At 72.7% G+C, this 13,230-nt stretch carries 9 protein-coding genes; 5 read left to right on the top strand and 4 right to left on the bottom strand.

Translation table 11 applies throughout. From position 1 onward, the window contains the following. Positions 1–562: 562 nt before the first annotated feature. Positions 563–949: a VOC family protein gene (locus tag AB0D10_RS33365; RefSeq protein WP_360262716.1), complete on the bottom strand. Its 387-nt coding sequence runs from the start codon at positions 947–949 to the stop codon at positions 563–565. 530 nt (positions 950–1,479) lie between these two features. On the opposite strand from AB0D10_RS33365, the gene AB0D10_RS33360 reads away from it, so the two are divergent. Then, positions 1,480–1,842 carry a hypothetical protein gene (locus AB0D10_RS33360; RefSeq protein WP_360262715.1) on the top strand — a complete coding sequence of 121 codons (363 nt, stop codon included), beginning with the start codon at positions 1,480–1,482 and terminating at the stop codon, positions 1,840–1,842. Between the two features lie 502 nt (positions 1,843–2,344). Continuing rightward, on the top strand, positions 2,345–2,845 hold the full coding sequence (tpx, locus tag AB0D10_RS33355) for a thiol peroxidase (protein ID WP_360262714.1): 501 nt from the start codon (positions 2,345–2,347) through the stop codon (positions 2,843–2,845). Between the two features lie 544 nt (positions 2,846–3,389). Here the strand turns inward: tpx and AB0D10_RS33350 are convergent. From AB0D10_RS33350 to AB0D10_RS33340, 3 genes are read right to left on the bottom strand one after another with little or no spacing between them, the layout of a single operon-like run. After that, positions 3,390–4,145 (bottom strand): SDR family NAD(P)-dependent oxidoreductase, encoded by a 756-nt coding sequence (locus AB0D10_RS33350; protein ID WP_360262713.1) that lies wholly within the window; start codon positions 4,143–4,145, stop codon positions 3,390–3,392. Further along, a complete protein-coding gene (locus AB0D10_RS33345; RefSeq protein WP_360262712.1) occupies positions 4,142–5,125 on the bottom strand; it encodes a beta-ketoacyl-ACP synthase 3 in 984 nt (327 codons plus the stop codon). The genes AB0D10_RS33350 and AB0D10_RS33345 overlap by 4 nt, the downstream gene beginning before the upstream one ends. A gap of 31 nt (positions 5,126–5,156) precedes the next feature. After that, positions 5,157–5,417 (bottom strand): hypothetical protein, encoded by a 261-nt coding sequence (locus AB0D10_RS33340; RefSeq protein WP_360262711.1) that lies wholly within the window; start codon positions 5,415–5,417, stop codon positions 5,157–5,159. A 1,375-nt stretch (positions 5,418–6,792) separates the two neighbouring features. On the opposite strand from AB0D10_RS33340, the gene AB0D10_RS33335 reads away from it, so the two are divergent. The 3 genes from AB0D10_RS33335 to AB0D10_RS33325 all read left to right on the top strand — a co-directional run bounded on the left by AB0D10_RS33335 (position 6,793) and on the right by AB0D10_RS33325 (position 13,230). After that, complete coding sequence (locus AB0D10_RS33335; protein WP_360262710.1) at positions 6,793–7,686, top strand: class I SAM-dependent methyltransferase; 894 nt, start codon at positions 6,793–6,795, stop codon at positions 7,684–7,686. 51 nt (positions 7,687–7,737) lie between these two features. Beyond that, positions 7,738–9,420 carry an NAD(P)/FAD-dependent oxidoreductase gene (locus tag AB0D10_RS33330; RefSeq protein WP_360262709.1) on the top strand — a complete coding sequence of 561 codons (1,683 nt, stop codon included), beginning with the start codon at positions 7,738–7,740 and terminating at the stop codon, positions 9,418–9,420. A 2,328-nt stretch (positions 9,421–11,748) separates the two neighbouring features. Next, entirely contained in the window at positions 11,749–13,230 is a 1,482-nt protein-coding gene (locus AB0D10_RS33325; protein WP_360262708.1) for an FAD-binding protein, read from the top strand.

The following is a 13,230-nucleotide window of genomic DNA, read 5'->3' as shown; positions in this document are numbered from 1 at the left end:
CAGGGGTGCTCCGGTTGACGTCTTTCCCTGGCGGGCGAGGGCGCCAGGGCCGCACCCTTCGCCGGCCCCGCGACCGCGTGGGCGCGCCGGTATGCCATGGGCGGCGCAAGGGGGGTCCGGGACCGGGACGAGGCGGGTGATCACGCCCTTGGCCGGCCCCCGTGGCGGACCGGCCGGCCACCGGGTTTCGTGCCGGCGGGCGGCGGCACCGACGGCCGCACCTGCCGGGAGCCGTTCCCGGAAGCGCTCCGGGTCCCGAGGGCCGGGCCGGGGCGCCCGCGCACCCGGCCCGGCCACGCCGTCACCGGCCGGGCCGCCGCTGCCTCGGACATGCCGTGCCCGGCGGCGCCGGCCGGGCACGGCCCCGTCTCGCCCGGGATCACGCGGCACCGGCCCACCCGGCCCACCCGGTCCGCACGGCCGCCTGACGCCCGCCTGCGCCGGCTCCGGCCGGGGGCGCGGCCCGGCCGCCCGTCTCGGCGGGACCCGCGGGCCCTGCCGAGGCGCCGTCGCACATCACCCCTGCCCGCCCCGCCCAGGCTGCGGCTGCGGTGACGGCCCTTCAGTGGTACTGGGCGATCTGGATGAGGTTGCCGCAGGTGTCGTCCAGGACGGCGATGGTCACCGGTCCCAGTGCCGTCGGTTCCCGGGTGAAGCGCACCCCCAGCGCGCGCAGCCGCTCGTACTCGCCGTGCACGTCGTCCACGGCGAAGGAGGTGGCCGGGATCCCGTCGGCGGCCAGCGCCGCCACGTAGGCCTTGGCCGCGGGGTGGTGGTCGGGTTCCAGCAGCAGTTCGGTGCCCTCGGGCTGCTCGGGCGAGACGACGGTCAGCCAGCTGTGCCCGCCGAGGGGGACCTCGGTCTTCTTCACGAATCCCAGCACCTGGGTGTAGAAGCGCAGGGCTTTGTCCTGGTCGTCGACGAAGACGCTGGTCAGGTTGATCCTCACGGGGGCTCTCTCCTCCGGTGTACGGGCCCGGGACGGCGGCCGGGGCGGCGGCGCGCCCGGACGGCCCGGCGTTCGGTTTCGGCTCCGGCCTGGGCCTGGACCTGGGCTCCGGCCTGGACCTGGGCTCCGGCCTGGGCCTGGGCTCCGGCCTGGGCCTGGGCTCCGGCCGGTGGGACGGACGGGGACGGACCCGGGGCCCGGCCGCCGCGTGCGGGGCCCGCCGCGTCTGCCCCGTCAGGGCATCGTCCGTCACTGCCCGCCCCGGGCACGTCACGGCCCGCCCGACACACGGGAACGGCCCGGCCCGGGAACGGCCCCGGCGGCGGGCCCCGGGGCGGGGCGGGGCGGTGCGGGCGTGGACGCACGGGACGGGCGGGGCCCTACAGGGCGGGCGGGGCCGTACGGGACAGGTGAGGTGCGACCCGCCGGAGGTTCACCCGCACGAGTGATTGTTACGCTGCGCTCACGCATGGACACTCATAGTGTACGGAGAGCTCGTGGGGGGCTCTCCCGTCGCGAGGGGAGCCGTCATGGCCGCAGCCGAGTCTTCCGCCTCCGGGGTGCCGCGCATCGCGGACAGTTCACAGCCCGCCGACCAGGACCAGGGCCTCGCGGCGATCGGCGGCAACGTCGGCGCCGTGTGGCGGGGGTGGTGGACGTGGACCCCGGGCAACGGGACCTTCAACCTCCAGATCCCCTGGAACGTCATCGGGCCGGACTCGACGGTCGTCATCACGGCCTCCGAGATCAACGCCAACGGGGTCCGGTTCGTCGGCGCCGCGCCGTTCCAGGTGTCGAGCATCGCCCCCGGCAACGGCGTGGTGACGTTCAAGATCAGCATCGGCTGGAGCAGCGCCCTGCCGATGCGCACCGACGTCCTGGTCTTCAACTGAGCACCGGCCCGCGGCCGGCACCATGACGGCCGCACCGCCACCACCCGCCCCGCGGCGGCCCGGGTCCGCCCGGCCGCCGCGGGGCGCGTTCGCTCCCCGGGCCGGACGCCACACCCCCGTCGGCGGCAGCCGGAGCGCCACGGGAGCGACGGGAAACCGGCGGAGCACCACGCGCCCCGCAGGACACAGCCGAAGGAGCGCAGGCCCCGCAGAACACCGGCGGAGCACCACGCGCCCTGCAGCACACAGCCGAAGGAGCGCAGGCCCCGCGGGACACGACCGAAGCGCCACGGGCCCCGCAGGACACGAAGGGGCGCGGGCCCTACGGGGCGCGGCCGGCGCGCGAGGGGGCCGTCTTCGCCCCGGGCGGCGGGGTGTTCGTGGGCGCGGGCGCGCGGGCGGGCGGGGTGTCCGGCCGGTGGTCGCCCCGTGGGCGGGGTGGGGGGCGGGCAGTAGGATCGGCGGCGTTGCACACCCGTATACCGCTGGTAGGAGGCTTTTCATGGCTCAGGTCACGCTGAAGGGGAACCCGGTCGAGGTCGGCGGCGCGCTGCCGGTCTCGGGCAGCCGGGCTCCGTCGTTCACGCTGGTCGGCGCGGGGCTGGCGGACACCTCGCTGAAGGACTTCGCGGGCGCGCGCAAGGTCCTCAACATCTTCCCCAGTGTCGACACCCCCACCTGCGCGACGTCGGTGCGCACCTTCAACGCCCAGGCCGGTGCCCTGGACAACACCGTGGTGCTGTGCATCTCCGCCGACCTGCCGTTCGCGCAGGCCCGGTTCTGCGGCGCCGAGGGCCTGGACAACGTCAAGACGCTGTCCACGCTGCGCGGACGCGAGTTCCACGACGCCTACGGCGTGGCCATCAACTCCGGCCCGCTGGCGGGCCTGACCGCGCGCGCCGTGGTCGTCCTGGACGAGAACGACACCGTCCTGCACACCGAGCTCGTCGCCGAGATCGCCGACGAGCCGGACTACGAGGCCGCGCTCGCCGTCCTGGCCTGACCCGCCCCACGCGCCGCCACCCGCGCGCGTGCACACGGCGGCCCCGCCGTCTCCCCTCCCGGCCCCGGCCGGGACCGGAAGACACACGGCGGGGCCGCCGCCGCATTTCCGCCCCCGCTGCGCCCCCGTTCCGCCCGCACGCCCGCAGTCCCCCCGGCCCCCGCCCCTCACCCCGGCGCCCCACCACCGGCCGCGCGGCCGGCGACGGCACCGGCCCCCGCCCCACCCCGGCCCGCACCCCGCACCCCGGGCACCGGGCACCGGGCACGCCCCGACCCACCCCACCCCGCCCCGCCCCCGGGCAACGGGTGCGCCCCCGCACCCCGGCCGGTGGGCCGAGGGGCGGGGGCGTGGTGTCCCCGGGACCCCCCGGGGGCGGCGGCGGGCCCGCGCGGGCGCGGGCCCGCACGGGCCCCGGGAAGGGGACGGGAACGGGGGGCGAGGCGGACCCGGGCCCGGGCCCCCGGGGGGCGGGCCGGGGCCCGGAGCCGGGGACGGGGCCCGGAGCCGGGGACGGGGACGGGGACGGGGACGGGGACGGGGGTCAGGTGATGGAGGCGCCGGAGTCGATGCTGATGACCTGCCCGGTCATGCAGTCCTGGTCGAGGAACAGGGTGATCGAGCGGGCGACCTCGCGCGGGGTGACGAAACGCGGCACGGGGACCTTGTCGCGCATCCCGGCGATGACGTGCTCGGGCAGGGTGTCCGTCATCCCCGTGATCATGAAGCCGGGCGAGAGGGCGTTGACCGTCACCCCCCGGCGCCCGCACTCCGCCGCCAGGGTCCGGGTCAGACCGATCAGCCCGGCCTTGGACGCGGAGTAGGCGGTCTGCCCGGCGGTGGCGATCAGCGCGGACGGGGACACGATGTTGACGATCCGGCCCCAGCGCGCCCGCAGCATCGCCGGCACGCACACCCGCGCCGTGTGGAAGGAACCCACCAGGTTGGTGTCGATCACCTGCCGCCACTGCGCCGGGTCCTGCATCGCCATCAGCGCGTCCTTGCGGACGGCACCGTTGTTGACGAGCACGTCCACCGGGCCCAGCGCCTCACCGATCCGCCCGTACATCGCGGTGACCGCCTCGAAGTCCGCGACGTCACCGGTGACCATGACGTGGTCGTTGACCAGCTGCGCGCAGGTCTTCTCCGCCCCCTGGCGGGAACTGTTGTAGTGGACCGCGACACGACACCCGGCCGCGTCCAGGGCCAGCGCCAGTTCACTGCCCAGCCCCCCCGACGCGCCGGTGACCAGCGCCACCGGCGACACGGGACGGACCCCGAAGGCGTCCTTGCCGCTCACCGCGCCCCTCCCCACGTCATCAGGACCGAACCCCACGTCATGCCCGCACCGAAACCGGCCAGCAGCACCGTGTCCCCGTCCTTGATCCGCCCCGCGTCCAGCGCCTCCGCCAACGCGATCGGGATCGACCCCGAAGCGGTGTTGCCGTACCGCTCCAGATTGGTGACCAGACGGTCCGCGGGAATCCCCGTGTGCGCGAGCACCGAGTTGATGATCCGGATGTTCGCCTGGTGCGGCACGACGTGATCGACGTCCGCAGCGGTGATCTTCGCCTGCTCCAGCGTCTCGCGGATCGTGCGCACCGTGTAGCGCACGGCATTGAGGTAGATCTCGTTGCCGTTGATCTGCGCGTAGTGCAGGCCCTGCTCCACCGTCTGCGCCGTGGTGGGCATCCGCGAACCGCCCGCCAGGACCTTCAGGCTGTTCTTGCACGAGCCGTCCGCACCCAGGTTCCACGCCCGGATCCGGTCCACCGGACCCGGCGCCAGGACCACCGCACCCGCACCGTCACCGACCAGGATCGACAGGTCCCGGTCGGCGGGGTTCGCGGTCTGGGTGTGCGTGTCCGAGCCGATCACCAGGATCGGACGCGGATCCATCCGCAGCAGACCCGCCGCCGTCACCAGCGCATACACGAAACCGGCACACTCGGAGTTCACGTCGTGCGCACTGCCCGCGATGCCCAGCTCGTCGTGGACGAACGCCGACGTCGCCGGCGAGGGCTGCTCCGGAGTGGCCGTCGCCACGATCAGGTGCGCGATGTCCGCACCCGTCAGGCCCGCCCGCTCAAGGGCCCGGCGCCCGGCCTCCACCGCCATCGACGCCGTGGTCTGCCCCGGCCCGACCGCCCGGCGCTCACGGATCCCGCACCGCGAGACGATCCAGTGCTCGTCGACACCGAAACGCTGCGCGAGCTCGGCACTGGTCACCACCCGCTCGGGCACCGACATCCCCCAGCCGGTGACGTCGAAACCGCTCATCACCCGCCCCCTCTCTCCCCGCCCCGGGGCCTCAGTTGGCCTCGGCCGGGACGAGCGCCAGGATCCGCTCGTGCACCACCCGCAGCGTCGTGGTGTCGTCGATGTCCGCGAACAGCGACTCGTCGGCCGGAATGTGCGGGTACTGGTTCTGGAACCCGTACAGCCACTCCATCAGGTCCAGCGAGTCCACGTCCGCGATGTGCTGCAACGCCGCGTCCGCGTCGATCTCGTGCGCACCGGAGACCGCCTGCAGCTGCTGCGCCAGGTCCTCGATGGTGGGGATCTGCGACATGGGTGATCGTTTCCTCTCCTCGCCCGGCCCCGGGAACACCGGGCGGGCGGCTGTCAACGCGTCGAATGGGAACAACGAACAGGGGTGGAACGGCCGGACCACCCGCGACCGGCGAACCGGCCCACGGACAAAGGCCCGGGACGACACCCCAGGACCGCAACCCCCCGCCCCGGCCGGCCACGGGCGGCAACCCGCCCGGACCCCCGCACCCCGCCCCCGGCCGGCCCGCACCCCGCCACCCCCTCCACACCCCGCCCCGCGCCCCCACCGGCCCCACACACCGTCACACCCGACACACGGGCACCACGAGGACCGGAAAAACACAGGAACACACAACGAGAACACCGGAAGGAAACAACGACGGACGGACAGGAAAACCGGGAACACGGGAACGACGCACCGCCCCCCACCCCGCACACAAGAACGGACAGGAGAAACAGCACAAGCCCGGACAAGCACCACCCCGCCGGCGAAACGAAAGGGAAGCGACCCGGCCGTGGGGGCCGCGTGTCTTGTCGAACCGCATGAAACCCGCGCCCGCGCAAACGCCCCGCAACCCCCCACACCCCCGCCCCCTTGCGCACCGCTTGCGAGACACACGCTTACCTGACCCACAACACACCGCACCCGCACGCACACCGGCACAACGCCACGACAACGCGGCCCACCACCGCACGCGAACACGGCACGGCATCACGGCACCACACGCGAGCGGCCGGGCGCACGTCACCGACACCGCACCGCACCGCACCGCGGTCCACCACCGCACACGAGCACAGCACGGCACGGCACGGCATCACGGCACGCGAGCACAGCACGGCACGGCATCACGGCACCGCACGCGAGCGGCCGGACGCACCGGCACCGCAAACAAGCACGGACCCACGGCACTCGTACGGCCCCAGGGCCGCACACGCGCCGCCGGCACCACACCGCGGTCCACCACCGCACACGACCACAGCACGGCACGGCATCACGGCATCACGGCACGCGAGCACAGCACGGCACGGCATCACGGCACGGCATCACGGCACGCGAGCACAGCACGGCACGGCATCACGGCACGGCATCACGGCACCACACGCGAGCGGCCGGACGCACCGGCACCGCACCGCGCGGCACGGCACGGCCGAGCACGAGCCGCCCCTCACCGGAGGCGGCCCCGCACGGCCCCGCCCCGCACCGCACCTACGGGCCGGTGCCCGCACACCGCGGCCGGCCCGCCAGGCCACCGCCCGCACACCGCACCACCGCCACCCGCCGTACCCGCCGTACCCGCACAGCCCGCACCGCCGGCACCCGCGCGTGGCACACCACGCGCACGCCCACTGCCCGGTCCGATTCCCATTCCACCACCACCGAGGGGCCCCATCCCATGACCACCGTCGAAGCCCGCTCCATCAACCCCGACGTCGAGGCCATCCGCCACCACTACGAGGTCCCCAACGAGCTCTACCGGCTCATCCTGGGCCCGACCATGATGTACTCCGGCGGCTACTGGGAGGACGGCGAAGACCTCGTCGCCGTCCTGGACGAGGCCCAGGAACGCAAGCTCGACGCCTTCACCGACCTGGCCCGCGCCGCCGGCACCGCCAAGGTCCTGGACGTCGGCTGCGGCTGGGGCACCATGCTCAACCGCCTCACCACCGTCCACGGCGTCAAGCGCGCCGTCGGCGTCACCCTCTCCCGCACCCAGTCCGACTTCGTCCACGCCCTGGGCAACCCCGCCATCGAAGCCCGCGTCGAAAGCTGGGAGGACCACCGCCTCGCCGAGGGCGAGGACGCCTACGACGCCGCGTTCTGCATCAACGCCCTCGAACACTTCGTGCTCTCCTCCCTCACCCCCAAGGAGCGCACCCAGCGCTACCGCGTCTTCTTCAAGCAGATCCACTCCCTCCTCAAGCCCGGCGCCCGCTTCGTCCTGCACACCATGACCGTCGAGAACCCCCCGCTGCGCCGCCAGCTCCTGGACGACCTGAAGTTCCTCCAGCGCGAGGAGTTCGAGGGCTGCCACATCCCGCGCCTGCCCGAACTCGCCTCCGGCCTCGACGGCCTCTTCGAGGTCACCGAGATCCGCAACGAGCCCGAGTCGTTCGCCCGCGCCTGCCGCGCCTGGCTCGAACTCCTCGCCGCCCGCCGCGACGAAGCCGTCACCATGACCGACGAAACCACCGTCGCCCGCTTCGAGCGCTACCTCGACATCTTCGCCTACACCCTCGAAGACCACATCTTCAACAACTTCCGCGTCACCCTCACCCGCCGCGCCTGACCCACCGGCACACAGGACCCCTCAGCCACCGCAGAAGAGGACACCGACGCCATGACCACCACCCCCGCCCCCGACCGCACCACCGGCACCGCCCCCGGCGCCAAGGCCACCACGGCCACCACCGCCCCCGCCCCGGCGGCGGGGGCCACCCCCACCACCCCCACCACCACGGCCACCCCCACCACGGCCGCCACCGGCACCACCACCGCCGCCGGCACCGGCACCACCACCGCCGCCGCCGGCACCGGCGACCTCGCCGTACGCCACCTCAAAGTCGCCGTCATCGGCGCCGGCATCTCCGGCCTGGGCACCGCCGTCAACCTCCTGCGTGCCGGCATCGACGACTTCCTCGTCTTCGAACGCGCCACCGACCTCGGCGGCACCTGGCGCGACAACACCTACCCCGGCTGCGCCTGCGACGTCCAGGCCCACCTCTACTCCTTCTCCTTCGCCCGCAACCCCGAGTGGAAATCCACCTTCGCCACCCAGGCCGAAGTCCACGCCTACCTCAAGGACTGCGCCACCCGCCACGGCGTCGACCCCCACCTGCGCTACGGCCACGAACTCCTCGACGCCCGCTGGGACGACACCCACCACCACTGGAAACTCCACACCAGCCACGGCCGCTACACCGCCCAGGTCCTCGTCACCGGCACCGGCTACCTCTCCGACCCCGCCATGCCCGACCTGCCCGGCCTCGACACCTTCACCGGCACCGTCTTCCACTCCTCCCGCTGGCGCCACGACCACGACCTCACCGGCCGCAACATCGCCGTCATCGGCACCGGCGCCTCCGCCATCCAGTTCGTCCCCAAGATCCAGCCCCAGGTCGCCCACCTCGACCTCTACCAGCGCACACCCCCCTGGGTCGCCGCCAAACCCGACAAGCCCAACACCACCCGCCACACCTGGATGCTGCGCCACCTGCCCGGCTACCAGCGCTTCCGCCGCACCTTCAACAAACACGGCCGCGAAATCGTCGCGTTCTTCATGTCCCGCCCCTCCCGCACCACCGGCATGAAGAACATGGCCGCCGGCCACCTCAAGAAAAGCGTCAAAGACCCCGCCCTGCGCCAACGCCTGACCCCCGACTACACCGTCGGCTGCAAACGCCTCCTCTTCTCCAACACCTGGTACCCCGCCATCCAGCAACCCAACGTCGACATCGTCTCCGACACCATCACCGCCATCGGCCCCACCCACATCACCACCGCCGACGGCACCCGACGCGACATCGACACCATCATCCTCGCCACCGGCTTCACCGCCACCGACCGCCCCGTCGCCCGCCTCATCCACGGCCGCGACGGCACCACCCTCGCCGACACCTGGCACACCACCGGCATGACCGCCCACCGCGGCACCACCATCCACGGCTTCCCCAACCTCTTCATGATCCTGGGACCCAACACCACCCTCGGCCACTCCTCCCAGACCGTCATGATCGAAGCCCAGATCACCTACATCCTCGCCGCACTCAAAACCCTCGACACCCACCACCTCACCACCCTCGAAGTCCGCGAAGAAGCCCAGAAGACCTACAACACCACCCTCCAGAACCGCCTCAAGAACACCGTCTGGAACACCGGCGGCTGCACCAGCTGGTACACCGACACCAAAGGCAACAACCCCTCGATCTGGCCCACCTACACCTGGCGCTTCAACCGCCAGACCCGCCACCTCGACATCACCAACTACCAGACCACCACCCACACCAACCACACCACCCCCTAACCCCCACCCCCACCCCCACCCCAGGCCACAAGCCACCGAGCGCCGCGGACCACCGGCCACACCACACACCCAGCCACCGGCCACCGACCGGAACCCACGGCCCGCCCGGAACCCGACAAACCCACAGACCGGCCCCGGGCCACGGGCCACCCACCGGCTACGGGACACAGGCCGGACAACGGACCGGACCACGGACCAGGTCACGGGACACCGGCCACGGGACACCGGCCGGGCCACGGGACACCGGCCGGGCCACCGACAAGCCCACGGACCGAGCCACAGGCCACGGCCCGGGCCACGGACCGGAGACCACAGCCGGCCCGGCACCCGACAAACCCACGGACCGGGTCACGGGCCACGGGATCGGGCCACGGGCCACGGGCCGCATAGCGGGCCACGGACCACGCACCGGGCCACGGGCCACGGACTGGGCTACGGACCGGAGACCACGGCCGGCCAGGCACCCAACAAGCCCACGGACCGGCCACGGGCTACGGGCCACGGGCCACCGACCGGGCCACGGGACACCGGCCAGGCCACCGACCAGGTCACGGGCCACGGGCCGCATTGCGGGCCACAGGCTACGGACCGAGCTGCGGGCTGCGACCCACGGCCGGCCCGGAACCCAACAAGCCCACGGACCGGGCCTGGGCCACGGACCGGGCCACGGGCCACGGGCCACCGGCCACCGGCCAGGCCACGGACCAGGTCACGGGCCACGGGTTCGGACCGGGTTACGGGTTCGGGTTCCGGACCGGGCCGGACCGGGCCTGGGATACGAGCCGGGCCACGGGACACCGGCCGGGCCACCGACCGGGTCACGGGCCACGGGTTCGGACCGGGTTACGGGTTCGGGTTCCGGACCGGGCCGGACCGGGCCTGGGATACGGGCCGGGCCACGGGACACCGGCCGGGCCACGGACCGGGTCACGGGCCACGGGTTCGGACCGGGTTACGGGTTCGGGTTACAGGCCGCAGACCACGGCCGGCCCGGAACCAGCGGACCACGGACCGGAAAAGCCACCAGGCCCACACGGCAACGAACGCACCCGGCCACAGGCCACGGGAAGTACCGGACCCACAACCCCGGAAAGCCCGGAAGGCCACAGGACCAACACACCCGGAACCCCGGCAGCACAAAGGCCAGCCCGAAGACCAGCGGCAACAGGGACAACAGGGAAGCACAGCAGGCACGGAAAGGGACCAGGGCGGACCAGGACAGGCTCACGAACACGCCTCACCGAACCACCCACCCACACCACCCGCACCACCACGGCACCGAGCACCACCACGGCCCGCCGCCCGACCCCCCGGGCGGCGGCCCGCCGGCCCAACAAACCGGCACCCCCCGAACAACACCACCCCGCACCACCCCGGGCGAACAACCCACCGCACTCACGAACCCGCGGCCACCCGCCCACCCGCCACAGGCCCGCCACCCGCACCACACCCAGGCACCCGGCCACCACACCACCCCGCGCCCGCACCAACACCCGGACCACAACCGAAAACCCGCCCACGCCTCACCCACAACACCCCGCCCCCCGCCCCCGCCCCCGCCCCCGCCCCCGCCCCCGCAGGCCAACGAGCACAAACCGCAGACGGATTCAGGCCCACACCCCAGGACCGCATCACCCTCCACCACCCCGAAACCCACCGGACACCCGGCCCCGGACCGCCGGACACCAGGCCCCGCGCCCGGCCAGCCCCACCCGCCACACCCCCGAACCACACCCCACAACTTCACACCCGTTCACCCGCCACCACCCACACCACCACGGCGACCGAACACCCCCACAACGCCCGCCCCCACCACACCAGGGGACCGCGGGCCACCCCCACACCCCCACACAACCCCAGCACCACCACCCCACACCACCACCCCACCACGCCCCACCGCCCCAGCCCAGACCCCGGCCCCAGCCCACACCCCGAACCACCCGAACCGAACCACCGGACCCACCGGACCCACCGAACCCACCGAACCCACCGGACCACCGAACCACCGGACCCAGCGGCCGCGCCGAACCCCCGAGCCACCGAACCACCGGACCCAGCGGACCCACCGGACCACCGAACCACCGGACCCAGCGGACCACCGGACCCAGCGGCCGCGCCGAACCCCCGAGCCACCGAACCACCCGAACCGAACCACCGGACCGGGTCACCGCACCGAACACCCGGCCCCGCCCCGGCCGGACCAGCCGCCCACGGCATCCAAAGCGTCCAAGACGTCCACGGCGTCCAAGACGTCCACGGCAGCCGGGGCAGGACACCCCGCACACCGACCACCGACACCCGCACACCGACCAGGGAGACCCACCCGCAATGAACCGACCCGCACTCTCCAGGCGCGCCCTACTCACCGGCGCCGCCGCCACCGTCATCGGCTACAACACCACCACCCGCTCCTGGGCCACCACCGACGACCCCACCACCAGCCGCGTCATCCCCGTCCCCACCCTCCAGGGCACCCTCACCACCAACCCCGCCACCCGCACCGCCTACGCCCAGGACTTCGGCCGCCTCACCACCACCACCCCCTACGCCGTCCTCAACCCCGCCGGCCCCCAGGACATCGCCACCATCATCAACTTCGCCCGCCGCCACAACCTCAAAGTCGCCATGAACGGCCAAAGCGGCACCGGCACCGACCTCGAATCACACTCCAACTACGGCCAGGCCGGCGCCCCCGGCGGCATCGCCATCAACGCCCGCGCCCTCAACCGCATCCACACCATCACCCCCACCAACGCCACCGTCGACGCCGGCGTCACCTGGGCCCAACTCACCGAAGCCACCCTCACCCAAGGCCTCACACCCCCCTGCCTCACCGACTACCTCCACCTCTCCATCGGCGGCACCATCAGCATCGGCGGCATCGGCTCCACCGTCCACAAACACGGCCTCCAAGCCGACACCGTCGAATCCATCGACATCGTCACCGGCACCGGCCGCATCCTCACCGCCACCCCCACCCAAAACACCGAACTCTTCCACACCGCCCTCGCCGGCGCCGGACAAGTCGGCATCATCACCCGCGCCACCCTCAAACTCGTCCCCGCCCCCGAACGCGCCCTCGTCTTCACCCTCTACTACGACAACCTCACCACCTACCTCACCGACCAACAAACCCTCCTCAACGACGGCCGCTTCCCCTCCCAAGTCGGCGAAATCCTCATCCAACCCAACAACCAACCCCCCCGCTACAAAATCGAAGCCGTCGCCCACTACAACGGCACCACACCCCCCAACCCCACCCCCCTCCTCACCGGCCTCAACCCCAACCCCACCGAAACCACCATCACCGACACCACCTACCGCGAATACACCTACCGCGCCGACACCTTCGCCGACACCATCAAAAACCTCGGCTACTGGAACGCCCCCAAACCCTGGCTCTCCCTCTTCCTCCCCGCCACCCAAACCCACACCTTCCTCACCGAAACCCTCCCCCAACTCACCCCCGACGACATCGGCCAAGGCCTCCTCCTCTGCTACCCCTTCCACACCAACAAAATCACCCACCCCCTCGCCATCACCCCCAACGAACCCACCGCCTACCTCTTCGACCTCCTCGCCTTCCCCCACCCCGACACCAACCCCACACCCGCCCTCACCCGCAACCGCAACCTCTACAACCGCGCCGTCCAACTCGGCGCAAAACGCTACCTCGTCGGCGCCATCCCCCACATGACCCCCACCGACTGGCAAACCCACTACGGCCCCCAATGGACCACCCTCACCACCACCAAAAACCACCACGACCCCACCCACACCCTCACCCCCGGCCAAAACATCTTCCCCTAA

It is taken from the genome of Kitasatospora sp. NPDC048545 (assembly GCF_040651155.1).
In the GTDB taxonomy this organism is placed as follows: domain Bacteria; phylum Actinomycetota; class Actinomycetes; order Streptomycetales; family Streptomycetaceae; genus Kitasatospora.
Note: the sequence above shows the minus strand (reverse complement) of the source record. Positions and strands in the feature narration are given on the sequence as shown.

Bases quoted from the DNA above. Each gene is read 5' to 3' on its own strand.
- tpx (WP_360262714.1), top strand. From the start codon at position 2,345: ATGGCTCAGGTCACGCTGAAGGGGAACCCGGTCGAGGTCGGCGGCGCG.
- AB0D10_RS33325 (WP_360262708.1), top strand. From the start codon at position 11,749: ATGAACCGACCCGCACTCTCCAGGCGCGCCCTACTCACCGGCGCCGCC.
- AB0D10_RS33330 (WP_360262709.1), top strand. From the start codon at position 7,738: ATGACCACCACCCCCGCCCCCGACCGCACCACCGGCACCGCCCCCGGC.
- AB0D10_RS33335 (WP_360262710.1), top strand. From the start codon at position 6,793: ATGACCACCGTCGAAGCCCGCTCCATCAACCCCGACGTCGAGGCCATC.
- AB0D10_RS33340 (WP_360262711.1), bottom strand. From the start codon at position 5,417: ATGTCGCAGATCCCCACCATCGAGGACCTGGCGCAGCAGCTGCAGGCG.
- AB0D10_RS33360 (WP_360262715.1), top strand. From the start codon at position 1,480: ATGGCCGCAGCCGAGTCTTCCGCCTCCGGGGTGCCGCGCATCGCGGAC.
- AB0D10_RS33345 (WP_360262712.1), bottom strand. From the start codon at position 5,125: ATGAGCGGTTTCGACGTCACCGGCTGGGGGATGTCGGTGCCCGAGCGG.